Origin of the sequence: uncultured Salinibacterium sp. (genome assembly GCF_963974405.1) — a bacterium.
GTDB lineage: Bacteria > Actinomycetota > Actinomycetes > Actinomycetales > Microbacteriaceae > Rhodoglobus.
On sequence record NZ_CAXBBH010000001.1, the window covers coordinates 1188261 to 1214479 of the forward strand.

Genomic DNA, 26219 nt, shown 5'->3' on the forward strand with positions numbered 1-26219 from the left:
ACTTTTCTTCAGAAGGAGAGCGATGTCTCGCCTCAGGACGTTCATCACTGCTCGAAAGACGTCGTGGATCGTATTGGTCGCTGCTCTCCTCGCCGCGGGAGCAATTTTTGCTGCCGGTTCAGGCAATGCGGAGGGGGCCTTGCCCGGCGTCGGTCTGCCCGACTCTGCGGAATCTGCTCAGGCCGCGGCTGCCGCCGAGAACTTGCCCGGCGCGGATTCAACCGTGGCTCTTCTCGTGTACACGCGCGACGGTGCCGAGCTGACCGATGCTGACGTTGCCGCGATCACGACCGCAACAGGCACGCTCGCCGATCTTTCCGCCGACGGATTCGTGCCGCCGCCCTCGTTCTCCGACGATGGCACTACGGCGCTCATCACGGTTCCGCTAGACAAGCTCTCTGAAGCAGGGGAGCAAGCAGAACGTGCCGATGCCATCCGTGCAGAAGCAAATGCAGATCTGCCCGACGGGCTCTCCGCGCTGCTGAGCGGTCCCGAAGGATTCGCTGTCGACATCGCGGCCGTGTTTGAAGGCGCAGACTTCACCCTGCTCTTGACCACGGTCATCGTTGTCGCTGTGCTGCTCCTCGTCACCTACCGCAGTCCATGGCTCTGGCTCGTGCCGCTCGTTGTCGTCGGTACTGCCGATGGCCTCGCGGGAATCGTCGCCGCTCGAGTGGCTGCGCTCGCCGGCATCCAGCTTGATGCTTCGGTGACAGGAATTCTCTCGGTGCTGGTATTCGGCGCCGGTACTAACTATGCCCTGCTCCTGATTGCCCGCTATCGCGACGAACTGCGTCTCGTAGAGGACCGCCGGGAGGCAATGTCTCGTGCTCTTCGTGGCGCTGGCCCCGCGATTATCGCTAGCGGTAGCACGGTAGTCCTCGCCTTGCTTACGCTCGTGTTTGCCGAACTGCAGGGCAACCGAGCCCTCGGTATTGCCTGCGCTACGGGTGTCGTTATTGCGATGATTTTTGCTCTCGTGGTGCTGCCCGCCGCGCTTGTGCTTTTCGGTCGCGGTCTGTTCTGGCCCTATATCCCCAGGTTCGGCACTGAAGGCAGTGCTGAGCGCGGGGTGTGGCACAAACTGGGTGTGCTCGTCTCGAAGAAACCTGTCGTGGTGGCGGTGTTGGGTGCGATTGTTCTCGGAGCATTCTCATTGGGCGTCCCGCAGATCAAGATCGGTCTGTCCCAAACCGAGAGCTTCACGCAGGTTCCTGAAGCTGTTCAAGGTCAAGAGCTGATTGCGGATGCGTTCCCGGCGGGCAGCGGCTCACCCGCGTCGGTCATCGTGAACTCTGACTACGCCGAGCAGACGGCCGCGGCCGCTGAGGGCGTAGAGGGCGTCAGTGCTGTTCGAATCGGCGAAAGCACAGACACGATCACTCAGTTGAGTGTGGTGTTGGATGACGCGGCCGAAACTGAAGGCTCGTTTGCTGCCATTGAGGCTCTTCGGGCTGAACTCTCCACGATCGATGGTGCCAATGCCCTCGTCGGCGGCCTGGATGCGCAAGCTCTCGATGTGGAGCGGGCTCAGCAGTCGGACCAGGATCTCGTGATTCCGCTAATTCTGGGGCTCGTCTTTATCGTTCTGGTGCTGCTGTTGCGCTCGCTCGTCGCGCCCATCCTTCTGCTGCTGACGGTTGTCGCTTCGTTCTTCGCCAGCTTGGGCGCCAGTTGGTTGCTCTTTCAGTCGGTCTTTGATTTCCCCGCGATCGACACCAACGTTGTGCTCTTCAGCTTCCTCTTCTTGGTGGCCTTGGGTGTTGACTACAACATTTTCCTTGTCACGAGGGCCCGGGAAGAGGCCGTTGAGAACGGCACCCGCACGGGAATGATTCGCGCGCTGTCGTCGACCGGTGGAGTGATCACGAGTGCGGGCATCTTGCTCGCTGCCGTATTTGCGGTGCTGGGCGTGCTGCCGCTCATCACTCTGACGCAGATTGGAATCATCGTCTGCATCGGTGTGCTTCTCGACACCCTCCTCGTTCGCACGGTGATTGTTCCCTCACTCGCGTTCATGCTGGGGGAGAGGTTCTGGTGGCCGAGTCGTGTGATTTCGGTGGGGGCCGAGGTCCGCACTCCGAAGCACAAGGTTGACCAGTAAGCGCTAGTTCTCCTCGCGAGAATCCTGCCCTAGTCGGCATGCCGTGCTGAACGCTCGGCGTCGACTAGGGCCTTCTCGTTGGTAGGAGAATGGCCCGGGGAATGTCGCCTAAGTAATTGAGCGGCGACACGTAGTTTGCGTCGAGGCGCACTCCGAAGTGAAGGCACGCTACCGTGCAGTGTCCCGGTTCCAGCTCGCCCACGATGTCGCCTTGCGCGACACGGTCTCCGCGCGTGAGCGCAGTGGTGACGGGCTCGTAGCTCGTGATGATGCCTCCGGGGTGCCTGATTGAGAGCACCGGGCGATCGACAACGGTGCCGGCGAAGTGCACTATTCCCGCAGTGGGGGCGCGCACATCGAGTGAGGTGCCGGCGGCGATATCGATTCCGCGGTGCCCCGCAGAGTAGGGCGTTTCGGGCGCAATATAGGGGCGTATGACCGGATGCGGCGCTGCTATGGGCCAGCTCCATCGCGTGCCGGAGTCCGCCGTCGCGCTTGCGCCACTTAGCCCGACGACGAGTAGCGCGAGACTCACTGCAAGAAGGTTTCGAATCATCCATTCAGAGTGGATGGCGAAGTGAGTCATGCGCCCCGACAACCCGCTTCCGGGGAAAGCCTCACGAGGTGATGTTGTTGTGGGGGAGCGATGGTATGATTTTGGCAGCACCGCGTGCATTCGCGGTGACTACGCGTGCCCCGTTGCAGTACAACTACTTCAACACACGGCCGCTATCTCCACTCAGTCCCCTTTCGTGAAGCACTGCGATCGGGGCGGAGGTATGCCCGGGCACTAGGATTCGCGCCAACCGGTAGCGAGTATTAACTGAGAAGGCCATTGCCGCCATGTGCGCCAGTGAGCCAGAAAAGGAGAACGGCCATGGCCGTCGTAACCATCCGCGAGCTGCTTGACAGCGGCGTACACTTCGGACACCAGACTCGTCGTTGGAACCCGAAAATGAAGCGCTTTATTCTGACCGAGCGCTCGGGCAGCCACATCATTGACCTTCAGCAGTCGCTGGGTCACATCGACGCAGTTTACGACTACGTCAAAGAGACCGTCGCTCACGGCGGAACCATCCTCTTCGTTGGTACCAAGAAGCAGGCTCAGGGCTCAATCGCTGAGCAGGCACTGCGCGTAGGCCAGCCCTACGTCAACCAGCGCTGGCTCGGTGGACTCCTCACCAACTTCCAGACTGTTTCCAAGCGTCTTGCTCGCATGAAGGAGCTCGAAGAGGTTGACTTCGATGACACCACTCGTGGTTTCACCAAGAAGGAACTTCTCATTCAGAAGCGCGAGCTTGTGAAGCTGCAGAAGAGCCTCGGTGGTATCCGTAACCTCACGAAGACCCCTTCGGCGATCTGGATCGTTGACACCAAGAAGGAGCACCTCGCGATTGACGAGGCTCACAAGCTTGGTATCCCCGTTATCGCGATCCTCGACACCAACTGCGACCCTGATGATGTTGCGTACCCGATCCCGGGTAACGACGACGCCATCCGCTCGGTTGGCCTCCTCACGCGCATCGTTGCTGACGCTGCTGCCGAGGGCCTCATCCAGCGTCACCAGAAGCCAGAAGAGGGCAAAGAAGTAGAGCCCATGGCTGCATGGGAAGCTGAGCTTCTTGGCCAGGCTGACGCTGACGCTGCGGCTAAGGCTGAAGAGCCCAAGGCCGAAGAAGCTAAGGCTGAAGAAGTCAAGGCTGAAGAGCCCAAGGCTGAAGAAGCTAAGGCTGAAGAGCCCAAGGCTGACAAGGCTGAAGCAAAGCCTGCAGCAAAGAAGACCCCCGCGAAGGCTGCCGACGCAGCTGACGACAAGAAGTAAGGATTCGAACAATGGCAGACTTTAGCCTCGAAGACCTCAAGACCCTGCGCGAGCGCCTCGGCACCGGCATGGTTGAAACCAAGAACGCTCTCGTTGAGGCGGGCGGTGACCTCGACAAGGCCACTGAGCTTCTTCGTCTGCGCGGTGCCAAGAGCAACGCCAAGCGTTCAGACCGCTCCACCAGCGAAGGCCTCATCGCCGCTCAGTCCGCTGGTTCAGCAACGACCATCATCGAGCTCGCGTGCGAGACCGACTTCGTAGCAAAGGGCGACAAGTTTGTGGCTCTTGGCGAAGCAGTCATTGCTGCCGTTGCTAGCGCTGGTGCTTCGACTGTAGAAGAGGGTCTCGCAGCACCTGCGGGCTCGGCTACCGTTGCAGACCTGATCAGCGATGAAGCAGCAATCCTCGGTGAGAAGATCGAGCTGCGCCGCTTGGCCAAGCTCGAGGGCGACTCGTTCGAGATCTACATGCACCGCACCAACAAAGACCTGCCTCCGCAGGTTGGTGTTGTTGTCGCGTACACGGGTGACGACGCGGAGACCGCTCGCGGTATCGCTCAGCACATCTCGTTCGCTGCTCCGTCTTACCTCTCGCGTGAAGACGTTCCGGCAGAAGATGTCGAGAACGAGCGTCGCATCGTCGAGGAAATCAGCCGCGGAGAGGGCAAGCCTGATGCTGCTCTCCCCAAGATCGTTGAAGGTCGTCTCGGTGCATTCTTCAAGCAGGTTTCGCTGCTTGACCAGGATTACGCTCGTGACAACAAGCTCTCGATCGCTAAGGTCGCCGAAGCTGCCGGCATTACCGTTACCGGTTTTGCTCGCTTCAAGGTAGGCGCCTAACACGCACTGTGATAAAGGCCCGAGGCTCTATTGCCTCGGGCCTTTATTGTGTGCGGCCTCAGCGGCGGTGATGGTGTGCGTCTTGCGGCGAATCTGCTGTGCGAGCATGCTGAACACGCTGCAACGCAATAGCCTATATACGAACATCAACACGGAAAGAAGACGATGACAACACAACGCAAACGCCGGGTGCTGCTGAAACTGTCGGGAGAAGCGTTCGGTGGTGGACAGCTGGGTGTGAACCCGGATGTTGTTTCGTCGTTGGCCAAAGAGATTGCTGCCGCGTCAGCTGAGGTTGAGATCGCCATCGTCGTGGGTGGCGGCAACTTTTTCCGCGGTGCGGAGTTGAGCCAGCGCGGAATGGACCGTGGCCGTGCGGACTACATGGGAATGTTGGGCACCGTGATGAACGCCCTCGCCCTTCAAGACTTTTTGGAACAGGCTGGTGCGGCAACACGCGTACAGTCCGCCATCGCAATGACTCAGGTTGCCGAGCCGTACATTCCGTTGCGTGCCGAGCGTCACCTTGAAAAGGGTCGCGTTGTCATCTTCGGTGCTGGTGCAGGATTGCCATACTTCTCGACCGATACTGTCGCCGCACAGCGTGCACTTGAGATCGGAGCTGAAGAGGTTCTCGTCGCCAAGAATGGCGTGGATGGCGTCTACGACGCTGATCCTCGCAGCAACCCCGACGCGCGCAAGCTTGAGTCGATCAGCTTTCAGGATGCTCTAGTCCAGGGCCTCAAAGTGGTTGACTCAACCGCGTTCAGCCTGTGCATGGATAACTCGATGCCCATGCTCGTCTTCGGCATGGAACCCGCAGGAAACCTCACGCGCGCCATCGTGGGGGAACAAATCGGCACTCGCGTGCACGGATAACGCATCGCGGTTCGAAACCCACCAAACCAAATGATTTCCGAGTGCCAGGCAGCGGTCGCAGAGACGACTGCAGGCTAAACTCGGGTGAGACTAAGAGGAGTGCCCTGTGATCAGTGATGTTCTAGCTGAGGCTAGCGAAAAGATGAACAAGGCAGTTGAAGCTGCCAAAGAAGACTTCAGTACTGTGCGTACCGGCCGCGCGAACCCGGCGCTTTTCCAGAAGGTGCTCGTGGACTACTACGGAACACCGACTCCCTTGCAGCAATTGGCCTCGATGGTCAATCAAGAGGCACGCACGCTCATTATTACGCCATTCGATAAGTCTGCTCTCAAAGACATCGAGAAGGCGATCGCCGCAGCTCATCACATCGGTGCGAGCGTAGGAAACGACGGCAACGTCATTCGCGCAACGCTTCCCGAGCTCACTGAAGAGCGCCGCAAAGACTTCGTGAAGGTTGTTCGCGAGAAGGCAGAGCAGGCTCGCGTTTCGCTTCGTAACGTTCGCCGTAAGGCTAAGGATGATCTCGACGCACTCAGCGAGGTCGGCGAAGACGAAGTCGCTCGCGCTGAGAAAGAACTCGAAGCGAGTACAAAAGCTCACGTTGACGCCATCGACGATGCACTCAAGCGCAAAGAAGCTGAGTTGCTCGAGGTCTAATGGTCTCCGAATTCGAAGCTCAGGTTAGAGCAACAAACGACAAGATCAACGCCCGCACGGGGCGTCCTTTAGCGATGGCTCTCATTGTGGGGTTAGCGCTCGGTCTTGCGCTGTTGTTCAGCCTGATCTTCGTCAAAGAGCTCTACATGCTCTTTGCTGGCGTGCTTGTCGCGTTCACCGCGTTCGAACTGGCGAGTGCGCTGCGTTTCTCGGGTCTCAAGATTCCCCGCGTGGGAGCCGTTGTCGCTGCTGTTGCAGTTGTTCCGGCATCCTTCTATTGGCATGCCGAAGGTCAGTGGTATGTCACGCTCGCCGGAATAGCATTTGTCTGGGTGTGGCGACTTCTCGAAGCCGTCATTATGCCCAGCCACCGTGGAACTTTCCGCTCAATCATGCGGGATCTCGGCGCTGGCGTTTTCGTGATGCTGTATGTTGCTTTTCTCGCCAGCTTCACGGTCATCCTCACCTCAGAGGATGGTGGTCAGTGGTGGACTCTCGCCATGCTGATCGTTGTCGTAGTGAGTGACATTGGCGCCTATGCAAGTGGATTGTCGTTCGGTAAGCACCCGATGGCGCCCACGATCAGCCCAAACAAGACGTGGGAGGGCTTCGCGGGTGCCGCGCTTGCGGCTGTTGCCGCCGGTGTTCTCCTCGCCCTGTTTATGATCAACCAGCCCTGGTGGGTCGGGCTGATCTTCGGACTCGTTATCTTGGGCACGGCAACGATGGGTGACCTCGCGGAATCTCTCATCAAACGCGACCTTGGCATCAAGGACATCAGCACCTGGTTGCCCGGTCACGGAGGCTTCCTTGACCGCGTTGATTCGTCACTTTTGTCGGCCGCTGCGGGCTACGCGCTGTTTCTTATCTTTGCGTAAGGCAGAATAGAACCGTGAGCACCACATTCCCCCGCACCCGTAAGTCAAAGTTGGGGTACAACGTCGACCAAGTCGAGGACTTCCTCGAAGAGGCGCGTCGTGCCTACACCGCTGATAGAGGCGACTCCTCTGTCGTATCGTCGCGCAGCATCCGTAAGTTGGCGTTCGCTATGGAAAAGGGCGGCTACTCGACACTTCACGTCGATTCGGCGCTAGAGCGACTCGAAGACGCCTTTGCCTCCCGAGAACGCGATCGTTCGATCGCGGAGCTCGGCGAAACAGCGTGGTATGCAAATGCACGGGCAGAGGCGCAAGAGATTCTCAATCGTCTTGCCCGGCATGATGGCAAGAAGTTTTCCAAAGTGAGTTCGTTCACGATGGGTTACGCAGTAAAAGACGTGGATGCTTTTGCTCAAGAGCTCTCGAACTATTTTCAGCACGGTGCTCCGCTCACAATTGACCGTGTGCGCACGATTGCGTTCCGCAGTGCTAAAGGCGGTTATCGCGAAGCGCAGGTCGACTACTTGCTCGACTCTGTAATCGACGTCATGCTCGCTGTTCGCTAGTTCTCTCTGTTTTTTCAGGTCTATCTACTAGCATCGCTAATACTTTGTTTATTAATTCTCGAGCGGCAATCGTCCGCGCTCAGGCTCGCAGCCAGGGTGCGGATCTTTCTGGACGCCACAAACGAGTCGCGTGGAGCCTTCCTGTTTTCGCCTCCGTGGTCAGTCTCGGCTTCGTTGCCACGCTCATGATGGCTGCCCCCACTCCTGCGAGCGTTGTTTCCGCGGCTCCGGCGCCGCTCAACACTGTTGAACGAGCAGAGGTGCAATCACTCACCGTCGCAGAGGGATTTGTTAACGAAGTATCGCGCGACAAACTTGCCATCAAGGAGATCGTCGTCGAACCGGTGTTGCCCGCTGCCCCGGTTGCCCCTGCGGCGGGTACGCCTGATCCGGGCACTGCGCAAGCAATCGCGCTGTCGATGCTGACCGCACGCGGTCTCGGCTCTGGAGAATACAGCTGCTTGGTGAGCTTGTGGAACCGTGAATCGGGCTGGAATGTGTACGCGCAGAATTCCTCAAGCGGTGCCTATGGCATCCCGCAGGCGCTGCCAGGCAACAAGATGGCTACGGCCGGTGCCGACTGGGCTACAAATCCTGCTACGCAGATCGCCTGGGGACTCAGCTACATCGAAGGCCGCTATGGAACCCCCTGCGGCGCGTGGGAACACTCCGAGACCATCGGTTGGTACTAGACCTCTCCGTATCAGCGCATAAGCTTGATTCATGCCTCGCTCTAACCGCCCTCGAGGGCGTCGTCGCCCCGAAGAGCACGAGAATGGCAACTTGAATCACGTGTTGTTCGGCTCTCGGCACACTGAAATCAAGCGAGATGGTGCGTGGAACGTGCAACCGGTATCGCCAACGAGCGCGGTAAAGAACTACACGTGTCCCGGATGCTCCCAAACCATCACCCAGGGCACTGCCCACACCGTCACGTGGCGTGCCGACGGGATTATGGGGGAAGCAGACGACTTAGCGGCGCGGCGTCATTGGCACCAGCACTGCTGGAAGATCAGATTGTGAGTTCAACTCCGTGAGCGATATTTCTACCAATAACTCATCCGTGCCGTCCGACACCACGGGGGAGCCCATTCGTGGTGCAACAGAGTTGCCTGCGGTGCGTGAAAACATTGAGCTTCACACTGACGATGGACTTACTCTCGTAGGAGAGCTGTCGCTTCCCGAGTCGGGGCATATGGCCGCGACCTTAGTGACGCTTCACCCTCTGCCAACCGCTGGTGGGTTCATGGACTCTCACATCATCCGCAAAGCTGCCGCACGTTTACCTGCACTTGCGGATGTTGCGGTGCTTCGGTTCAACTTCCGTGGGGTCACTTCGCCCCGCGGCACCTCTGAGGGCTCGTTTGGTGAGGGAACCCTCGAGGAACATGATCTCGCTGCGGCAATGGATTTTGTGCGCGAACGCGAGCTACCAAACGTGTGGCTGATGGGCTGGTCGTTCGGCACAGAGGTCACACTCAAGTACGGATTGCGGCATCCGATTACTGGAGCAATTCTGCTGTCACCGCCTCTGCATCGAGCCAGCGCGGATGAGGTTGCAGCGTGGGCGGGAAATGAGCGTCGTCTCGTTGCCGTTATTCCTGAGCTCGACGACTATTTGCGGCCGGAAGAGGCGGCGAAGAGATTCGCATCGGTTCCTGAACTCGAACTCGTTGCGGTCGAGGGTGGAAAACACTTGTGGGTGGGCGAGACGCAGACCTATCGCGTGCTTTCTGAGGTCGTCGAACGCCTCAACCCCGTCGTGCTGCCCTTGCCTCGCACCTGGCCGCCGAAGCCAACAACCGTCGTCTAAAATGCGTGCCCGCGCCGGGCTGGCTAGAGATTTGCCTGACGAGGCACGATGACCTGCTGCACGATGATCAGGATGGCAGCGGCGACGGGGATAGCTACGAGGGCGCCAAGGATGCCCAGTAGCGTTCCGCCGGCGAGCGCTGCGATGACAACGAGCGCTCCCGGAATTTTGACTGCCTTGTTCATGATGCGTGGATTGAGCACATACGCCTCGACTTGCATGTAAATGAGGTAGTAGATACCGACGGCGATCACGCTTGGCGAGCCGTTGAAGAGCAGAACGAGCAGCGTGATGACGACGGAGCCACTCAGCGTTCCCACGAGCGGGATAAGCGATCCGAGGAAGGCGATAAAGGCGAGTAGTGCTGAATATTTCACCGGGAGCCCGAACGCGGGGAAAATCAGTGTGAGAACGATGAACGACAGCACACCGTTGACGAGGGCCAGCGAGCCTTGACCGATTACGTAGCGACCGACCGCTGCGCTCACTTGCTCAGCGAGGTCAATGAACTTGGCGCGCTTGGTCGAGGGTACGAGTTGGTAGATGCCCGATTTGATGTTGTTGAGCGATGAGACGAAGTAGATGGTGAGGATCAGCACGATGATCGCGCCGGTGATTCCTGTGGCGATTCCGATTCCGACAGCGAAGAAGCCTCCGCCGATGGTGGTGAAATCAAGTTCAGCAACCCACGAATTGAACCCATCGAGTAGGTCCTGAACGTCTAACCACGGGAACGCAGCTTCAACGTTCTCTCGCACCGTGCCATCGAAAAAGGCGGTGACGAGTCGGGGAGTGGCTTTAACGGCGTTGCTCACTTGCTCGGCGATGACAGGAACGATGGCGAAGATGAGGCCAGTGAAGACGCCTAGAACGCCTACCAACACGGTGAGAATTGCTGTCCAGCGCGGAAACTTTTTGTTCTCGAGCCACGTGACGACAGGATCGAGCCCTAGAGCCAGGAAGAGTGCTGCGCCCACATAGGTGAGGATTGTCGCGAGCGAAATAACGGTCTGTCCGATCGCGACGGCGACAAGAACCCCTAAACCGCCAAGCACACCGAGTCGGAACGGGTTGAGGATTTTCATAGCACGGCTCCATTCAGCCTGACGCACGCGCGTCAGGCTGAGCGTAATTCTAGGTGCCGCGTGGGCAGTTCCTACTTAACTTCCTCGGCTTGGTTGAGAACTCCACGAAGGTTTTCGAAGTATCCGGCCACGGTCTCGCGCTCGGCCTTGATCTTGGTGAGGCGCTCCTCAGCGTCGCTCACCAGATCTCGCGATCGTTTGTCAGCGTCGTCGACCGTTGTCTTAGCTTTCTGCTCTGCATCCGAGAGTTGCTCTGCGGCGCGAGCCGCGGCGTCAGCGAGCAGTGCTTTTGCCTCGGACTGCGACGAAGTGGTGAGCTCTTCAGCTTCGTGACGCTTCGCATTCGCCTCGCGCACCGCTTCCGCCAACTGCGCTTGGGCCTCTTCGAGGTACTTCTGCGTCTGAGCGGTCGCTTCTTTGTGCTGGGCGAGGAACTCTTTCTCGGCGTCGTCACGCCGCGCGGCGATCTCCTGCTCGAGAGACATTCGAGCCTCTTCTGCCTCGCGCTCCACTGTCGCACGAGCCTCTTCGCTCTGGTGCTGGAGCGAAGCTCGAGTCGACTCGACTTCGTTTGCTAGCTCAGCACGTTGCCGCGCGATGTCGCGTTCGAGATCTGCCGTTTGTTTTTCGACATTATGGGCAAGGGCTGCTTCAGTCTCAGCGACGTGACTCTCAAGGTCTGTCCGCTTGCTGTCGATCTCGGCATCTAGCTCCGCGTGGCGGCGAGCCATCTCTTCTTCCAGAGATGCCGTCGCTGAGGCGATCTCTGCCTCTAGTTCATTGCGACGCGTACTCATCTCGGATTCGAACTCGGTGCGTGCCGTAGCGCTTTCGTGGTCGAAAGCGGCGCGCGCTGCCGTAATCTCTTGTTCGAGGCCCGCTCTGGTCGTATCGACATCACTTTCGAGTGCCGCTCGCGTGCTCGATACCTCTTTCTCGAGCGCTTTCCTCGTGGAATTTACCTCGCGGTCGAGTGCCTTCTTTTCAGCGGCTACATCTGCGGCAAGCGCGCTGCGCGTTGATTTGACGTGCGCTTCGAGTTCTGCGCGAGTCGTCGTCACCTCGTCAGTAAGCGCGGCCTTAGCGGTGGCAACCTCGTGCTCAAGTTCGGAGCGAGTCGTCTCGACCTCTTGTTCGAGTGCGGCCTTTGTAACCTTGACTTCTTGTTCAAGCGCCGTTTTAGTCGTCGACACCTCTTGCTCAAGTGCTGCTTGAGTGCTCGTCACTTCGTGTTCGAGTGCGGCTTTCGTGGTGGCGACTTCGTCTTCGAGCTCCGCGCGTGTTCGCGTAACGTCGCTGTCGAGTTGTTGACGTGCTTCGCGTTCTTCGTTTTCCCACAGTTCTCGCGCTTCGGAAAGCTCGGCATCGAGCGATGCTCGTGTGGTGGTTACTGTCTTCTCGAGCTCGGCAAGAGTTGTTGCTGCTTCGGTGTCGGCGGCGTTGCGTGTTGCCACGGCTTCAGCGTCGAGCGCTGCATAGGCGGCATCCAGCTCGGCCTTCAGCTTTGCTTGAGCGGCATTGGTCTCATTCGCAAGCTTGGTGTGGGCCGCTGTGGTTTCATTGGCAAGCGTGGTGTGCGCAGCCTTTGTTTCGTTGGAGAGCTTCTCGCGGGCAGTAGCTGTCTCCGCTTCGAGCTCCGCCCGCGCCGTCTCAATCTCGCGAGCCAGATCTGTGCGGGCTTGTTCAACGTCTCGCTCAAGGTCTTCACGCAGTTTGGTGTTCTCGGCTTCGAAGGTGGCGCGGCCGAGTTCGGCATCTCGGGCGAGAGATTCCGCCGCTTCTCGTGCTTCGGCAACTTCACTGGCCGTGCTCGCGCGCAACTCTGTCATGGCACGTTCGGTCTCAGCGCGCAGCGCGGCTGCTTCGCGCTTGGCTGACGTGCGGGCATCCGCTGCTTCGGTAGCAACGGCACCGCGAATAGTCGCAGCTTCACGCGTGGCGTCGCTGACTAACTGAGAAGCCTCGTCCTTCGCGCGCGCGATGAGCGTGTCAGCCTCTGCTCGTGACGACTTGGCGAGTGCCGCAGCTTCGCTGTGGGCGTCGTTGAGGATACGCTCGGCTTCGCTCGCAGTTTCGGTGCGTAGTGCTGAGGTTTCGGCTTGGACGGCCTTGCGCATCTTTTCGGCGTCGATGTCCGCTTGGCTGATGAGCTGAGTGGAGTGTTCTTCGGCGACGCGAAGCATGCTCTCCAGTTTGGAGCCGAGGCCGCTATAGGTGGGGCTGCCGGACTCGTCAAGCTCAGCCTGAAGATCTTCGTTGACGGCAAGGAGTCGCTTGACCTCTTTAGTGGAGGCGGTTCGATCTGCTTTTGCGGCGACAAGCTCGCGACGAAGCTCTCCGACAAGCTTGTCGACTTCATCCTTCTTGTAGCCGCGCATCTCAGTGCCGAAATCGGTATCGTTCGCGGCCAAGATTACTCCTCGATGTAAGCGGAATGAACCCTCTGAGTTTAGCGGGGCAAAGAGGCCCGCTGTCATTGTGGTCTCCCTCCCCAGAACCGGCACTCACCCTTCTCCCAGAGAGTTCCCAGAAGAGTAACTAGGTGGGCTGAAGGCGATCGGCTATTCTTGAACGTCTTTGTTGTTGCCCACCCGAGTGGATGGGGCCCTACCTCTAGACCAGCTGAGGTTCTGCCACCGTGGCAAGGGTTTCCTTACCGTGATTCATCCTGGGCAACGCGAAAGGAGAGATAGTGAGATTCGTTCTCGCGATAGTGAGCTTCATGCTCGCGGCCGTCTTGATCGGCTACGGCATCGCACAACAAACCATCCTCGCGACCCCGGATACTGTTTCGGTATCGGCTGAGACCGACGGCACAGCACCACTCACTGTGATCAGCGGCGAAGCCTTTAACGCGTACTCGGGAAACCAGACGATCCGTATTGAAAGCCCGCGTCGTATTGTCGCGGCCTACGGTCGCTCGACAGACGTCTTGGCCTGGGTGGGGGACGCCAGCTACAACATGGTCACACTTGACCCCGAGACAGGTGAGCTCGCTACGGAGACGGTCACCGGCAGCGAGCAAGAAGTTCCTGATCCTTATAACTCTGACCTCTGGCTTGAGAGCTACGAAGCAGAGAACGAGCTTGCGCTCACCGTGAAGATTCCGAGTGATGTCTCGTTTATTCTCGCCTCCGATGGAATCGAGCCAGCACCAAACGCGGTTTCGCTTTCCTGGCCGCTCGACAACAGCACGCCCTGGGCTGGAACGCTCATCGTGGGCGGCGCTGCCGCTTTGCTTATTGGTCTTATTTTCCTGATGTGGGCGGTACATCACATGCGTCGTGCTGGTGGCCCGCGGCGCAAACCGCAGAAGATGCCCAAAGTTCCGAGGAAGCCTCGTTATAAGCCCTCAAAGCGTGCTGCGAAAGCGAGCGATGCAGTATCACTCCGAACGAGCGCTCGCGTTGCGGTTCCCGCTGTCCTCGTCAGCGCATTGATCCTGAGCGGATGCACGGCAACCTCCACGTCCAATTCTGCTGCTGATCAGAGTGCCCCGACTCCGACACCCACGTCGACCTCGGACCCGGCCCCTGTCACCTCGCCAGCGGTCGCCGTGAGGCAGGTCGAGAAGATCGTTGCGCAAATCAGCGCGGTCTCTCAAAAAGCCGATGAGGATCGCGATGCAGACCTCATCGAGACGCGATTCTCCGATGCTGCCCTTGAATACCGCTTGGCCAATTACAAGATGCGCAAGGCTGATGACTCGATTGCGCAACCCGTAGCCATTCCTGACGGCCCGGTTCAGCTGACCCTGCCGCAGCAGACCGATACGTGGCCCCGAACGGTGTTCACGATCATCCTCGATGAGACAGACTCCACGGTTGCCCCGATCGCGCTGTTCCTTGAGCAGGAGACTCCTCGCGATAATTACAAGGTCAGTTACGCCGTAAACCTTGAACCTTCAATCGTGTTCCCGGATGTCGCGGCCGCCAGCGTCGGTACCTCTCGATTGCCCGCAGATAGTGGTCTTCTGCGCTCGACGCCTACTGAGGTTGCTCTCGACTACGCCGAGATCCTTGAACAGGATGTCGATAGCGATTCCTACCTCGACTTTCAAGCTGAAGGAGATAGTTTGCGCGTGAGCGTGGGGCTTGATGTCAAGAAGAAGGAAAAGGCTGAACTCTCGAGCACCGCAACGCTGACGTATGGCCACGAGTTAGGCTCTGCTGATCCGATCGCGATGGCAACGATTGATGCCGGCGCCATTGTTGCGGTCCACCTTTACGAAACGAAGGTTGCGGCGCCTAAGGAAGAGGGATCTGCTGTCACCTTTAGCGGTCAGACTAAGGCGCTTTCGGGAATTTCGATTACCGAAGAGGGTATTAAGTCGACCTACGGCGATCAGCTACTCTTTTATGTTCCCGCAGCGGGCAGTGGCGAGAAAATCGTCTTGCTCGGTTACACCCAAGGACTTGTTGCAGCATCGGAGTTGAAATGACAAACGCCCCCCTAAACGCCGCTAGTCTTCGCGGAGCTGTCGATCTCTCGTCTCTCGTGCGTCAGCACAATTCGCCCAGCCCGGCCCCTGCCGCGAGTGGCGACGCTGCTGCGTCTGCCCCTGGCGACAAGCGTGCGCCGAGCGGTTATGCGACGAACGCGAATGATGCCTCGTTTTCCCAAGTGCTCGAGCTCTCCAATACGGTGCCGGTCATCGTGGAGTTCTTTGGCCAAGGAATTGAACCGTCGCTTGAGCCAACGATCGCGCAGTACAAAGGCCGCTTCGCATTGGTGACTGTGGATGCCACGAGCAACCCGCAGCTAGTGCAGGCCTTCCAAGTGCAAGAGGTTCCGACCGTCGCAGCTGTTATCGGCGGGCGACCTGTGCAGCTCTTCAGCGGAATTATGCCGGAGAACGATCTTAAGGAAGTTCTCGAACAGGTGTTGCAACTCGCTGCCGAAAACAAGGTGACGGGCACGCTGCCGGCCGCTGATGAGGCAGCCGAGGGCGAGGCCTCGGAACCGGTTGAAGAGCCGCTCCCGCCCCTGCACCAAGAAGCTTTCGATGCGATCTCTGCCGGAGATTTTGCGACAGCAATTGATGCGTACAAGTCGGCGATAGCTCAGAACCCACGCGATCAGCAGGCAATTGCTGGCCTCGCACAGGTTTCTTTGCTTGCTCGCCTCGAGGGTCACACTGCTGACTCGGTGCGCAGCACCGCCGCTCAGGCGCCGACTGACGTTGAGGCACAGCTAGCTGTTGCCGATCTCGATGTTTCTGGTGGGCACCTCGGTGACGCCTTCGATCGACTCCTTGAATTGTTTCCGTCTGCTGATGCGGCTGGAAAAAGTGCGATTCGCACACGCTTGCTTGACTTCTTTGAGATCGCGGGAGCGGAAGACCCACGGGTTGCGGATGCTCGTCGCCGGCTGACCCTGCTGCTCTACTAATCGCGCGCGATTGCACCGAGCAGAGCGTCGGTCGCACGGAGCAGATCAGCGGGTGAAAGCTCGATGTCGAATCCGCGCTTGCCTCCGCTGACGAAAACAGTGTCGAAGAGTTCGACTGTTTCGTCGACCACGGTGCGGTGAGTGAGTTTCTGCCCGATTGGGCTGATGCCGCCCAGCACGTAGCCGGTTCGACGTTGCGCGACCACGGGGTCAGCCATCGTCGCTTTCTTCCCGCCGAGGGCGGAGGCGAGCGCTTTGAAGTCGAGCTTTCCTGAAACGGGAACGACGGCGACGACCATGTCGTCATCCACCATTGTCATGAGCGTTTTGAAGACCTGTTCGGGAGCGATCCCGAGAACGGTGGCCGCCTCGACGCCGTAATCCTGGTTGCTGGGGTCGTGCTCGTACGGGTGCGTGGTGAACGTGATGCCGAGCGAATCGAGTGCGACGGTTGCGGGGGTTCCGAGCGCCATCAGCGGTCCTCCGCGCGGGAGCGAGTGAGGTCCGGGTCGAAGCTGCAGTGCATGCGATCTAGAGTAATGAAACACAGCCATCCGCGCGGACGCTGTGGGAGAGCAGCGGAGTTACGGTGACTATTTATCTCGATCATGCGGCAACAACGCCGATGCGCCCGGCCGTCGTGCAGGCCTTCGCGGCCGCGCTGCCGGTTGTTGGTAACCCGTCGTCGATTCATTCGCAGGGTCAAGCGGCGAAGCGAATGCTCGAAGAAGCGCGCGAGACCGTCGCGGCGAGTGTTGGCGCTGACTCCGTCGAGGTCACCTTCACTTCGGGGGGCACCGAGGCAATCAACCTTGCGCTCAAGGGGCTTTACTGGGCCCGAAACTCAGGCTCGGTCGAGCGTCGGCGTGTGCTCGTGGCGCAAGCAGAACACCACGCCACGATCGACGCGGTTGCCTGGATGCAGTCCCACGAAGGCGCCCAGCTCGACTGGATTCCTGTCGATGCTTTCGGTCGCATCGATGTCGAGTATGTGCGCACTGCGCTCGCCGACGATGTCGCGCTGGTCTCCATGCTCTGGGCGAATAACGAAGTGGGCACCCTGCAGCCGGTGACCGAGATTGCTGCCCTCGCGGCGGCTCACGGAATACCGGTTCACGTGGATGCCGTGTCTGCCCTCGGATACGTTCCCATTGATTTTCATGCGGCCGGTGTCGCCGCGCTCAGCGTTTCGGCACACAAGATCGGAGGGCCGGTTGGCGTTGGCGCTCTCGTGATCGCGCGTTCCGCATCCGTCACTCCGCTGATTCACGGTGGTAGCCAGCAGCGTGCCCGCTCGGGAACGATGGATGCGCCCGGCGCGGTTGCCTTCGCTGCGGCCGCCCGCGAAGCCACCGCCGACTTGGCTGAGCAAGCGGCACGACTCACTATCTTGCGCGATTCGCTCATTGCGGGAGTGCAGGCTGCCGTTCCCGAAGCTGTTTTGCGCGGCGACCCGAGTGATCGTTTGCCGGGGAATGCCCACTTCACATTCCCTGGTTGTGAAGGTGACTCGCTGCTCTTCTTGTTGGATGTTGCGGGCTTCAGCGTTTCGACCGGCTCGGCTTGCCAGGCTGGCGTGCCCGAAGCGAGCCACGTTTTGCTGGCGATGGGTCTCGACGAACCTACGGCGCGCGGAGCGCTGCGAATCTCGCTGGGGGAGTCCACCACCACCGATGAGGTGGAGCAGTTCGTTGCGGCGCTTCCCCGCGCTGTCGAGCAGGCGCGCAGCGCTGGCTACTCCGACCGGATGACGGTGCTGGGGCGCGGCTAAGTCGCACCCGCGCCGGAGGATTGACTCAGCACATCCATACCTGTAAGTTTTTTATTACAGGTGAAAGGGATGGCAGTGAATTCAGAAGAGCTCGGAGCGTGGTTGGCCGCCGTGGCAAACCCGCAGCGCATGCGCATTCTGGCTGAACTGTCGAGCGGCCAGCAGCACGTAAGTGAGCTCGCTCGCCGCGTCGGAATGTCTCGGGCCCTTCTCTATATGCACCTCGCCAAACTTGAAGAAGCTGGGTTCGTCGCCGGGCATCACGAACTGAGCGATGACGGTAAAGCCCTCAAGCTTTTCGAAGTCGTACCGTTTCGCGTGACCGTTACCCCAGCACTGCTTGCTCGCGCGGTGGCGCAGTCCACCAAAGACGAGGCGGCCGCGAGCGACAGCGCGGGTGCGAATGACAGCGCCGCGCCACAAGCGGATGACGCTTCGTGAATCCGGCCACGGCATCCTCAAGAATCGTTTAGTAGCAACTCTCACAAAGGAAAATAATGGAAGTCTTTTACAGCCTCTGGTTCTGGTTGGGCATCGTCGCGGTCGTGGGCATCATCGCAGGCGTCGTGCACAACTCAATCAACAAGAAGGCAGAAACAGCGAAGTACGTTGCGGATGCTCAAGCCGGTGGTGACTATCGTGCGCTCGCCGATCAGAGCCTCGAAGCCAACCGCGCGTTGCTTCAGCGATTGGATGTTGTGGAGCAGCGACTCGCGAGCATCGAGAAGACGCTCACCGACATCCCGCAGTAGGTCTCGGCTGCGCCCGGCGGCTTAAGGTGCCCACCCGGAACTTGCCCAGCATCGTGTCTCGTACACTGGTCAGATGAAGGTTTTAGCGGCAATGAGTGGCGGAGTCGACTCCGCGGTAGCTGCCGCGCGCGCCGTTGAGGCTGGGCACGAGGTTGTTGGGGTGCATTTGGCGCTGAGCCGGCAGCCCGGAACCCTGCGCACGGGCGCTCGCGGTTGCTGCACGATTGAAGATTCGATGGATGCCCAGAGGGCGGCCAATATCATTGGAATCCCGTACTACGTGTGGGACTTCTCCGAGCGCTTCAAGCTCGATGTCGTCGATGATTTCATCGCCGAGTATTCGGCCGGACGCACCCCGAACCCCTGCATGCGCTGCAATGAGCGCATCAAATTTGCGGCCCTTCTCGAAAAGGCAGTTGCGCTGGGGTTCGATGCGGTTGCGACCGGACACTACGCCAACATCGTCGAAGATGAGAACGGCAACCGTGAATTGCATCGCGCTGCAGCGTGGGCGAAGGATCAGTCTTACGTTCTCGGTGTGCTGACTACCGAGCAGCTTGCGCACAGCATGTTCCCGCTCGGTGCAACGCCGTCGAAGGCTGAGATTCGAGCCGAAGCCGCCGAGCGCGGGTTCTCGGTGGCCAACAAGCCCGACTCCCACGATATTTGCTTCATCCCTGACGGCAACACTCGCGGCTGGCTGGCCGACAAAGTGGGTGCTGAGCAGGGCGAGATTCTTGACCGCAATGGAGACGTGCTTGGCAAGCACGAGGGCGCGTTGGCCTTCACGATCGGCCAGCGCAAAGGCCTCAACGTTGGCTACCCCACGGATGACGGCAAGCCCCGCTTTGTGCTTGAAATTCGTCCCAAGACCAATCAGGTCGTTGTCGGTCCACGAGAAGCTTTGGCGCTGTCACAGGTCGCTGGAACTAAGTTTTCGTGGGCGGGGCTCGATCCCCAAGCATCCGGCCTCATTTCTGAGCCGGGGGAGAGCTTCGAATGCCACGTGCAGGTGCGAGCTCACTCTGACCCGATGCCCGCAGTTGCTCGCATCGCGCCTGCTACTGAGGGCGACGACAACGTCGGAGATGCGACTGGCCCCGAGCTAATCGTTACTCCGCACGAGCCTCTCAACGGTGTGTCGCCTGGTCAGACCGCGGTGATTTATGTGGGTACTCGAGTGCTCGGTCAGTGCACTATTGCGCGCACCGTATCTGCGGTTCCTGCCGCCGTTTAGAGCATCGTCGCTCTCGGTTGTCACACCGATAAGTCAGTGCTGCTGTTTACACTTGACCTGTGGCCAATAGCACTGTGAACTCGGGTTCTTCCAACTCTTCTGACGAGCAAGTTCCCGAGACTGTCGATCCCGATCTCGCCGAAGCGCGGGATGAGGTGCAGGAGCTAACGTCGCGCATTCTCGAACTGCGAGACGCATATTACGTTCGTGATCAAACACTCGTTGATGACGCAGAATACGACGCGCTCATCCGGCGTCTCGAGGAGTTAGAAGAGGCGCATCCAGAACTGCGCGGGCAAGACAGCCCGACGCAACGCGTGGGCGGTCGAGCGGCTACTCTTTTTGATCCAGTCGAGCATGCCGAGCGCATGTTGAGCCTCGACAACGTGTTCTCGCTCGAAGAATTCGCGGAGTGGGCAGCAAAGGTTCAGCGTGACTCGGCTCGCCACATTGATTTTCTGTGCGAGCTCAAGATCGATGGCCTCGCCATCAACTTGCGCTACATTGACGGGGTTCTCGTCAGTGCCGCGACGCGGGGAGATGGTCGAGTTGGCGAAGACGTCACCGAGAACATTCTGCGTGTGCAAGGAATACCTCAGCGGCTGGCGGGGTCGGGGCATCCGCCCATCGTTGAGGTGCGCGGTGAGGTCTTCATCCCCCTGGAGCTGTTCCGTGAACTGAACGCTGAGCAATCTCGAATCGGTGAGAAAGTTTTTGCTAACCCGCGCAATGCTGCAGCGGGTTCGTTGCGCCAAAAGTCTGAGGGCAAGAGCGAAGAGAAGCTTGCGCATATGCGTCGTCGGTTGTCGTCGTTGCGGATGCTCGTGCACGGCATTGGGGCGTGGAATGGCGAGCGTCCCGATCGCGAACCCATCCGCAGCCAGAGCGAGGTTTACGGCGTTCTCGCGGAGTGGGGGCTCCCGACCAGTAGCTACTACCGAGTCGTGCCAACAGCGGCCGAGGTTGAAGAATTCATTCGGTACTACGGGGAAAATCGCGACAGCGTTGTTCACGAAATTGATGGCATTGTTATCAAGGTCGACGAGCTTGCGCTGCATGACGAGCTAGGCGCAACCTCGCGTGCGCCGAGGTGGGCAATCGCCTACAAGTACCCGCCAGAGCAGGTCAATACGAAGCTCCTCGACATCGTCGTGGGCGTGGGGCGCACGGGCCGTGCAACGCCATATGCCGTCATGAAGCCTGCGCTAGTTGCTGGGTCGGTGGTGCGTCAAGCAACCCTTCACAACCAAGACGTCGTCAAGCGCAAGGGTGTGCTGATCGGCGACACTGTTGTGCTGCGCAAAGCAGGAGACGTGATCCCCGAAATTTTGGGTCCTGTCGAAGAACTGCGCGATGGTTCTGAATACGCCTTCGTAATGCCGACGAATTGCCCGGAGTGCGGAACACCGCTGCGCGCGATGAAGGAGGGCGACATCGATCTGCGGTGCCCCAACGCGCGCAGTTGTCCCGCGCAGGTGCGGGGTCGCATCGAGCACACCGGCAGCAGGGGCGGACTCGATATCGAGGTGCTCGGTGAGGTCATCGCACGTGCTTTAACTCAACCACGAGAACCCAAAGTGCCGCCGCTCGTCAACGAGGCAGGACTTTTTGACCTCACCGTCGAAGACATCTTTCCGATTGTTGTTGCCGTGCGCGACTCTGAAACGGGGGAAGTTCTCACGAACGACGACGGCACTGAACGCCTCGTCACGCCCTTCCGCCGCGCTCGCAAATCCACAGGCAAAGATGCCGATCCCGAATACGACGCGAAGTCCAACACGTTTGCGGGCACTCCCGACTGGGTGCCGTCGAGCAATGCGATAAAACTCATCGCTAACCTGCAGGAAGCTAAGTCAAAGCCGCTGTGGAGATTATTGGTGAGTTTGAGCATCCGCCATGTGGGTCCAGTCGCCGCTCGAGCTCTCGCCGATTACTTTGGCTCCCTTTCCGCAATCCGAGAAGCGACGCGTGAAGAGCTTGCCGCTGTTGATGGGGTCGGCCAGATCATCGCCGATTCTGTACTCGACTGGTTCGAAGTGGACTGGCATCAAGAAATCGTTCAACGATGGGCAGATGCTGGCGTGCAGTGGTCAACGCCGGATCACGCGGGCCCAGGCGCTGCTCAGTCGAACGAAGGAATTCTTGCGGGGCTGACCATCGTCGCTACAGGAAGTCTGGAGGGGTTCACTCGCGAAGGAGCCCAAGAGGCAATCATTGCGGCTGGCGCGAAAGCCGCGTCGAGTGTGAGCAAGAAGACTGATTTTGTGGCCGCAGGCCCCGGTGCCGGCTCTAAACTCACGAAAGCCGAGCAGCTCGGAATCCCTGTCATAGACTCTGCACAGTTCGCTCGACTGCTTTCAGAAGGACCTGACTCCCTTAAAGCATAATAAAATCTGACTATTGCCTTCAGTTCACCCCCGAACGGGGTTATTTCCCCTTAGGATTAGCTGAACGTGATCGTGCGCGGGGATGGTGCGCGGTCAACGTTCCTGAGGGGAACACCCGACGTTGCTCATCGAAATTGCACTGGTTTTAGCTACCTCGGTCGCAGGCTTACCCGCCACCGAGGCCTCTAGCGCGCCTGCAATACAGTTTCAGTCGACTGTTGCGACTGATGCGACTGCACCTTTCGTCGGTCCGGTAGTCGACACGACTGGTTCTCTCGGCACAGCAACTTTCAGCGCACGCGCCTTGACCTCATTGGCGAGCATCCCCGCCGATAACATCTCTCAATATTTGGCATCACGACCGGGTGTTGTGGAACAGATTTTGGCCGAGCAGCCTCCAGCTCAAGAAGTTGCGCTGTGGTGGGGTGACTTGGCTACTGATCGTCAAGCGGCGTTAGAAAATGCCAGCCCGCAGCTGTTGGGCAATCTTGAGGGCGTTCCTTACACAATCCGTGACATCAGCAATCGCACTGTCCTCGACGAGACCATTGTCGAACTGTCAGCGGTCGTAGATTCGGATGCGGGCAGAGCAGTTCAGCAGGCTGCTCAGCAACAGCTCAATATGCTCTCCTCTATTTCAGCATCGCTCGTCTTTGATAAGGCGGCCCCAGAACGAACGCTCATCACGTTGGACGTGACAGGGCAAGGGCGCGCCGCCATCGTGCTCGGAGACCTGAGCGATGCCGACTATGTCAGCTTCTTAGTCCCCGGAATGTTCTTCACCATCGAAGGCCAAATGTCGTATTGGGCAGACGCAGCGTCCACCCTGTATTCCGAACAGCAGATGTGGCTCGATCACTTCGACTCGCAGTCGGTGTTTACGCGAAACGAAACAGTCGCGACGGTGGCTTGGATCGGCTACGACACCCCCAACCTCACTAATGTGGGTGCGATTGATAACGCTGTTCAGGGGCGTGACACTCTTGCTCATGCAATTCTGGGTTTGCAGGCCCAGCGTGGCGCAGATCAGCCCTACATTTCGGTCGTTGCTCATTCGTATGGAACGACCGCCGCCATGATGGCGCTGTCAGAATACGATTTCGAGATCGATGCCCTCGCTATGGTCGGCTCACCCGGCAGCCCTGCCGGCTCTGTCGAGGATTTGAACGTTCGTGACGGCAACGTCTTCGTCGGAGAAGCGGCCTGGGACCCGATCCCCAACAGCTCATATTTTGGTGCGGATCCCGGCACCGAATCGTTTGGTGCGCACTCACTGGGGGTGAGTGGTTCCTTTGACGTCGTGATGAAGCAAGAGCTCACGGGTTCTATCGGCCATAACGAATATTTCACGCCTGGCACCGAATCGATGCGCAATTTTGCACTGCTCTGCATTGGACGCAGCGACCTCGTGATCCCTGAACAGGCTTCCGTAGTTGAGCGCGCGATCTCGTTCGCCTCGCGCGACGAGAGTTGATGGCTGCCCTGTCGCTCATCGCTGCTCGCTAACCCGAATACACTGGAAGAGTTCCCTGTCTGTTTCCCATCTTCGGAGCTCCATGACTGACACCAATTCGGGTGCGATCACTACTGAGGTCGTCACACACCTTGCATCGCTTGCCCGCATCGCCCTTACCCGCGACGAAATCGAGAAGCTCACCGGTGAGCTTGGCGCGATTGTTGATTCCGTGGCCAAGGTCAGCGAGGTCGCAACCGATGAGGTTCCGGCAACGAGCCACCCGATTCCTTTGAGCAACGTGTTCCGTGCGGATGTTCCCGGCGTCACCCTCACGACCGAACAGGCGCTTGCTGGAGCGCCCGAGCACGACGGTTCACGCTTTGCCGTGAGCGCAATTCTGGGAGAAGAACAGTAATGGCGGCACTGAACGACCTCACGACAATGTCGGCAGCAGATTTGGCCGGCAAGCTGGGCTCGGGCGAAGTCTCGTCTGTTGAGGCAACTCAAGCGCACCTCGACCGCATCGCTGCCGTCGACGACCGGGTTCACGCCTTCTTGCACGTGTCGGCGGATGCCCTAGCCAACGCGAAGCGCATCGATGAGCGTCGCGCAGCAGGGGAGTCGCTTGGCGAACTCGCCGGTGTTCCCGTTGCCATCAAAGATGTTCTCTGCACGATCGACATGCCCACGACCGCGGGCTCCAAGATTCTTGAAGGGTGGGTTCCGCCCTACGACGCAACTCCGGTAGCGAAGTTGCGGGCCGCTGGCCTGATTCCGCTCGGTAAGACGAACATGGATGAGTTCGCCATGGGTTCGTCGACCGAGCACTCGGCCTATGGTCCGACTCGTAACCCGTGGGACCTCGACCGTATCCCCGGCGGCTCCGGTGGCGGTTCGGCTGCGGCAGTGTCTGCGTTCGAAGCTCCGCTTGCCCTCGGTTCTGACACCGGTGGATCGATTCGCCAGCCGGCATCCGTCACAGGTTCCGTGGGCGTAAAGCCCACTTACGGTGGTGTCTCGCGATATGGCGCGATTGCGCTCGCTTCGTCGCTCGACCAGGTTGGCCCTGTCTCGCGTACCGTGCTCGATTCAGCGCTGTTGCACGATGTCATCGGCGGGCACGACCCGCGCGACTCCACCTCGCTCAACGACCAGTGGCCGTCGTTCGCTGCAGCGGCTCGCGCTGGTGCCGCTGCAGAGAGCCTCAAAGGCGTTCGCGTTGGTGTCATCAAGCAACTCGACAGCCCCGGCTTCCAAGCGGGTGTTTCGCAACGCTTCCATGAAGCTCTGCAGTTACTCACCGATTTCGGTGCTGAGATTGTTGAAGTGGATGCTCCGCACTTTGAGTATGCCGTCGAGGCGTACTACCTCATCCTCCCGGCCGAGGCCTCGAGCAACCTCGCTAAGTTCGACTCGGTCCGCTTTGGCCTTCGCGTAACGCCCGAGGGTGGCGGTACCGTCGAAGACGTGATGGCAGCGACCCGTGAGGCCGGTTTCGGTCCCGAGGTCAAGCGCCGCATCATCCTCGGCACGTATGCGCTCAGCGCTGGCTACTACGACGCTTACTACGGCAGTGCTCAGAAGGTGCGCACGCTTATTCAGCGGGACTTTGCTGCGGCATTCGAGAAGGCTGACGTGCTCGTGTCTCCGTCGGCGCCGACCACTGCATTCAAGTTCGGTGAGAAGCTTGAAGACCCGATGGCGATGTATCTCAATGACGTCACCACGATCCCTGCAAACCTCGCAGGTATCCCGGGCATGGGGCTGCCGATGGGGCTAGCTCCTGAAGACGGCTTGCCGACAGGTTTCCAGATCATGGCTCCGGCGCGCGGCGACGCGCGACTGTATGAACTCGGTGCGACGCTCGAGCGTTTGCTCGAACAGCAGTGGGGTCACACTCTTCCGAGCCAGGTTCCGGCACTCGGTTAAGTAACTTTATCGCGCAGTCAACCCGTGTTCATCGAGAGCACGGGTTGACTGCGTTAAAGCGATCACATTGCCGAGGCGCAGCTAGTTGTCGGCCGCTTGCCGTTCGCGATAGGCGATCTGATTCATTCTGTTTCCGCAGCGGATACTGCAGAAGCGGCGGGAGCCGTTGCGGGAGAGATCAGCCATGAGGCCTTCGCAATCGGGTGCTTCGCAGCGCCTTAAACGCCACATGGCGTCGGAGCGCACGACGTCGACAAGCGCGAGCCCCACTTCGGCTTGGATGCGCTCGGCGAGGGGTGCTTCAGGGTCGTTGGCGTGAAGGTGCCAGTCGAAGCCATCATGTTTGGCTAAGAAGGGGAGTGCTTTTGCTTCGGCGAGCATCGCGTTAATCTCGACGGCGGCATCATCGCGGGTCAGTTTCCAGACCCCTCGGATGCGATCGCGCACGTCGCGCACTTCAGCGACTTCGTCGTCGTCTCGGTCGATTCTTCCGCTGAAGCGAAACTGGGTGATGAGGGCCTGAACTTCACTGACCGTCACGAGTTCGTCAGAGCCGGTTCTGCTTGCCAATTCGTGAGTATTTCCGAGCAAGACGGCAAACTCAAGACTCTCCACGGTGTCAGGGGCAAAATGCAATTTGACTCCTTATTTG

At 59.4% G+C, this 26219-nt stretch carries 25 protein-coding genes; 20 read left to right on the top strand and 5 right to left on the bottom strand.

Annotated elements, in window-relative coordinates; all coding sequences use genetic code 11:
- Nucleotides 1-22: 22 nt before the first annotated feature.
- Nucleotides 23-2104 (top strand): MMPL family transporter, encoded by a 2082-nt coding sequence (locus AACZ26_RS05875; protein WP_339619881.1) that lies wholly within the window; start codon nucleotides 23-25, stop codon nucleotides 2102-2104.
- A gap of 64 nt (nucleotides 2105-2168) precedes the next feature.
- Here the strand turns inward: AACZ26_RS05875 and AACZ26_RS05880 are convergent, their stop codons facing one another.
- The gene (locus tag AACZ26_RS05880; protein WP_339619883.1) at nucleotides 2169-2660 is read right to left on the bottom strand and encodes a M23 family metallopeptidase; all 492 of its coding nucleotides are present in this window, start codon (nucleotides 2658-2660) and stop codon (nucleotides 2169-2171) included.
- Nucleotides 2661-2981: 321 nt separating this feature from the next.
- On the opposite strand from AACZ26_RS05880, the gene rpsB reads away from it, so the two are divergent.
- From rpsB to AACZ26_RS05925, 9 genes are all read left to right on the top strand, one after another.
- Nucleotides 2982-3926 (top strand): 30S ribosomal protein S2, encoded by a 945-nt coding sequence (gene rpsB / locus AACZ26_RS05885; protein ID WP_339619884.1) that lies wholly within the window; start codon nucleotides 2982-2984, stop codon nucleotides 3924-3926.
- Nucleotides 3927-3937: 11 nt separating this feature from the next.
- The gene (gene tsf, locus AACZ26_RS05890) at nucleotides 3938-4765 is read left to right on the top strand and encodes a translation elongation factor Ts (RefSeq protein WP_339619885.1); all 828 of its coding nucleotides are present in this window, start codon (nucleotides 3938-3940) and stop codon (nucleotides 4763-4765) included.
- Nucleotides 4766-4930: 165 nt separating this feature from the next.
- Nucleotides 4931-5644, top strand: a complete 714-nt coding sequence (gene pyrH / locus AACZ26_RS05895) for a UMP kinase (protein WP_339619886.1) — start codon at nucleotides 4931-4933, stop codon at nucleotides 5642-5644.
- Between the two features lie 106 nt (nucleotides 5645-5750).
- Nucleotides 5751-6302: a ribosome recycling factor gene (frr, locus tag AACZ26_RS05900; protein ID WP_339619887.1), complete on the top strand. Its 552-nt coding sequence runs from the start codon at nucleotides 5751-5753 to the stop codon at nucleotides 6300-6302.
- Nucleotides 6302-7180 (top strand): phosphatidate cytidylyltransferase, encoded by an 879-nt coding sequence (locus AACZ26_RS05905; RefSeq protein ID WP_339619888.1) that lies wholly within the window; start codon nucleotides 6302-6304, stop codon nucleotides 7178-7180. The genes frr and AACZ26_RS05905 overlap by 1 nt, the downstream gene beginning before the upstream one ends.
- A 14-nt stretch (nucleotides 7181-7194) precedes the next feature.
- A complete protein-coding gene (locus AACZ26_RS05910; RefSeq protein ID WP_339619891.1) occupies nucleotides 7195-7746 on the top strand; it encodes a DivIVA domain-containing protein in 552 nt (183 codons plus the stop codon).
- A gap of 44 nt (nucleotides 7747-7790) precedes the next feature.
- The gene (locus AACZ26_RS05915; RefSeq protein ID WP_339619893.1) at nucleotides 7791-8438 is read left to right on the top strand and encodes a transglycosylase SLT domain-containing protein; all 648 of its coding nucleotides are present in this window, start codon (nucleotides 7791-7793) and stop codon (nucleotides 8436-8438) included.
- Between the two features lie 31 nt (nucleotides 8439-8469).
- Nucleotides 8470-8769: a hypothetical protein gene (locus AACZ26_RS05920; protein WP_339619895.1), complete on the top strand. Its 300-nt coding sequence runs from the start codon at nucleotides 8470-8472 to the stop codon at nucleotides 8767-8769.
- A gap of 19 nt (nucleotides 8770-8788) precedes the next feature.
- On the top strand, nucleotides 8789-9559 hold the full coding sequence (locus AACZ26_RS05925; RefSeq protein WP_339620638.1) for an alpha/beta fold hydrolase: 771 nt from the start codon (nucleotides 8789-8791) through the stop codon (nucleotides 9557-9559).
- A 23-nt stretch (nucleotides 9560-9582) separates the two neighbouring features.
- Here the strand turns inward: AACZ26_RS05925 and AACZ26_RS05930 are convergent, their stop codons facing one another.
- Nucleotides 9583-10644 (bottom strand): AI-2E family transporter, encoded by a 1062-nt coding sequence (locus tag AACZ26_RS05930; protein WP_339619896.1) that lies wholly within the window; start codon nucleotides 10642-10644, stop codon nucleotides 9583-9585.
- Nucleotides 10645-10715: 71 nt separating this feature from the next.
- Nucleotides 10716-13055: a hypothetical protein gene (locus tag AACZ26_RS05935; RefSeq protein ID WP_339619897.1), complete on the bottom strand. Its 2340-nt coding sequence runs from the start codon at nucleotides 13053-13055 to the stop codon at nucleotides 10716-10718.
- Between the two features lie 281 nt (nucleotides 13056-13336).
- On the opposite strand from AACZ26_RS05935, the gene AACZ26_RS05940 reads away from it, so the two are divergent.
- Nucleotides 13337-15085 carry a hypothetical protein gene (locus AACZ26_RS05940; RefSeq protein ID WP_339619898.1) on the top strand — a complete coding sequence of 583 codons (1749 nt, stop codon included), beginning with the start codon at nucleotides 13337-13339 and terminating at the stop codon, nucleotides 15083-15085.
- Nucleotides 15082-16035, top strand: coding sequence for a tetratricopeptide repeat protein (locus tag AACZ26_RS05945; RefSeq protein ID WP_339619899.1), 954 nt, complete (start codon nucleotides 15082-15084; stop codon nucleotides 16033-16035). The genes AACZ26_RS05940 and AACZ26_RS05945 overlap by 4 nt, the downstream gene beginning before the upstream one ends.
- Here the strand turns inward: AACZ26_RS05945 and ybaK are convergent.
- A complete protein-coding gene (gene ybaK / locus AACZ26_RS05950) occupies nucleotides 16032-16508 on the bottom strand; it encodes a Cys-tRNA(Pro) deacylase (protein WP_339619901.1) in 477 nt (158 codons plus the stop codon). The two genes, AACZ26_RS05945 and ybaK, sit on opposite strands and share 4 nt — an antisense overlap.
- Nucleotides 16509-16624: 116 nt before the next feature.
- Between ybaK and AACZ26_RS05955 the strand changes: the two genes are divergently transcribed.
- The 8 genes from AACZ26_RS05955 to gatA all read left to right on the top strand — a co-directional run bounded on the left by AACZ26_RS05955 (nucleotide 16625) and on the right by gatA (nucleotide 25567).
- Entirely contained in the window at nucleotides 16625-17806 is a 1182-nt protein-coding gene (locus tag AACZ26_RS05955) for a cysteine desulfurase family protein (protein ID WP_339619903.1), read from the top strand.
- A 69-nt stretch (nucleotides 17807-17875) separates the two neighbouring features.
- The gene (locus AACZ26_RS05960; RefSeq protein ID WP_339619904.1) at nucleotides 17876-18247 is read left to right on the top strand and encodes a winged helix-turn-helix domain-containing protein; all 372 of its coding nucleotides are present in this window, start codon (nucleotides 17876-17878) and stop codon (nucleotides 18245-18247) included.
- Nucleotides 18248-18303: 56 nt separating this feature from the next.
- Complete coding sequence (locus tag AACZ26_RS05965) at nucleotides 18304-18558, top strand: hypothetical protein (RefSeq protein ID WP_339619906.1); 255 nt, start codon at nucleotides 18304-18306, stop codon at nucleotides 18556-18558.
- 73 nt (nucleotides 18559-18631) lie between these two features.
- On the top strand, nucleotides 18632-19795 hold the full coding sequence (gene mnmA, locus AACZ26_RS05970; RefSeq protein WP_339619907.1) for a tRNA 2-thiouridine(34) synthase MnmA: 1164 nt from the start codon (nucleotides 18632-18634) through the stop codon (nucleotides 19793-19795).
- Between the two features lie 59 nt (nucleotides 19796-19854).
- Nucleotides 19855-22182 carry an NAD-dependent DNA ligase LigA gene (gene ligA / locus AACZ26_RS05975; RefSeq protein ID WP_339619909.1) on the top strand — a complete coding sequence of 776 codons (2328 nt, stop codon included), beginning with the start codon at nucleotides 19855-19857 and terminating at the stop codon, nucleotides 22180-22182.
- A gap of 349 nt (nucleotides 22183-22531) precedes the next feature.
- Nucleotides 22532-23656, top strand: a complete 1125-nt coding sequence (locus AACZ26_RS05980) for an alpha/beta hydrolase (RefSeq protein ID WP_339619912.1) — start codon at nucleotides 22532-22534, stop codon at nucleotides 23654-23656.
- Between the two features lie 82 nt (nucleotides 23657-23738).
- A complete protein-coding gene (gene gatC, locus AACZ26_RS05985; RefSeq protein ID WP_339619913.1) occupies nucleotides 23739-24053 on the top strand; it encodes an Asp-tRNA(Asn)/Glu-tRNA(Gln) amidotransferase subunit GatC in 315 nt (104 codons plus the stop codon).
- An 8-nt stretch (nucleotides 24054-24061) separates the two neighbouring features.
- On the top strand, nucleotides 24062-25567 hold the full coding sequence (gene gatA / locus AACZ26_RS05990; protein WP_339620639.1) for an Asp-tRNA(Asn)/Glu-tRNA(Gln) amidotransferase subunit GatA: 1506 nt from the start codon (nucleotides 24062-24064) through the stop codon (nucleotides 25565-25567).
- 81 nt (nucleotides 25568-25648) lie between these two features.
- Here gatA and AACZ26_RS05995 read toward each other — a convergent pair whose 3' ends face one another.
- On the bottom strand, nucleotides 25649-26182 hold the full coding sequence (locus AACZ26_RS05995; RefSeq protein WP_339620640.1) for a CGNR zinc finger domain-containing protein: 534 nt from the start codon (nucleotides 26180-26182) through the stop codon (nucleotides 25649-25651).
- Nucleotides 26183-26219: the final 37 nt, after the last annotated feature.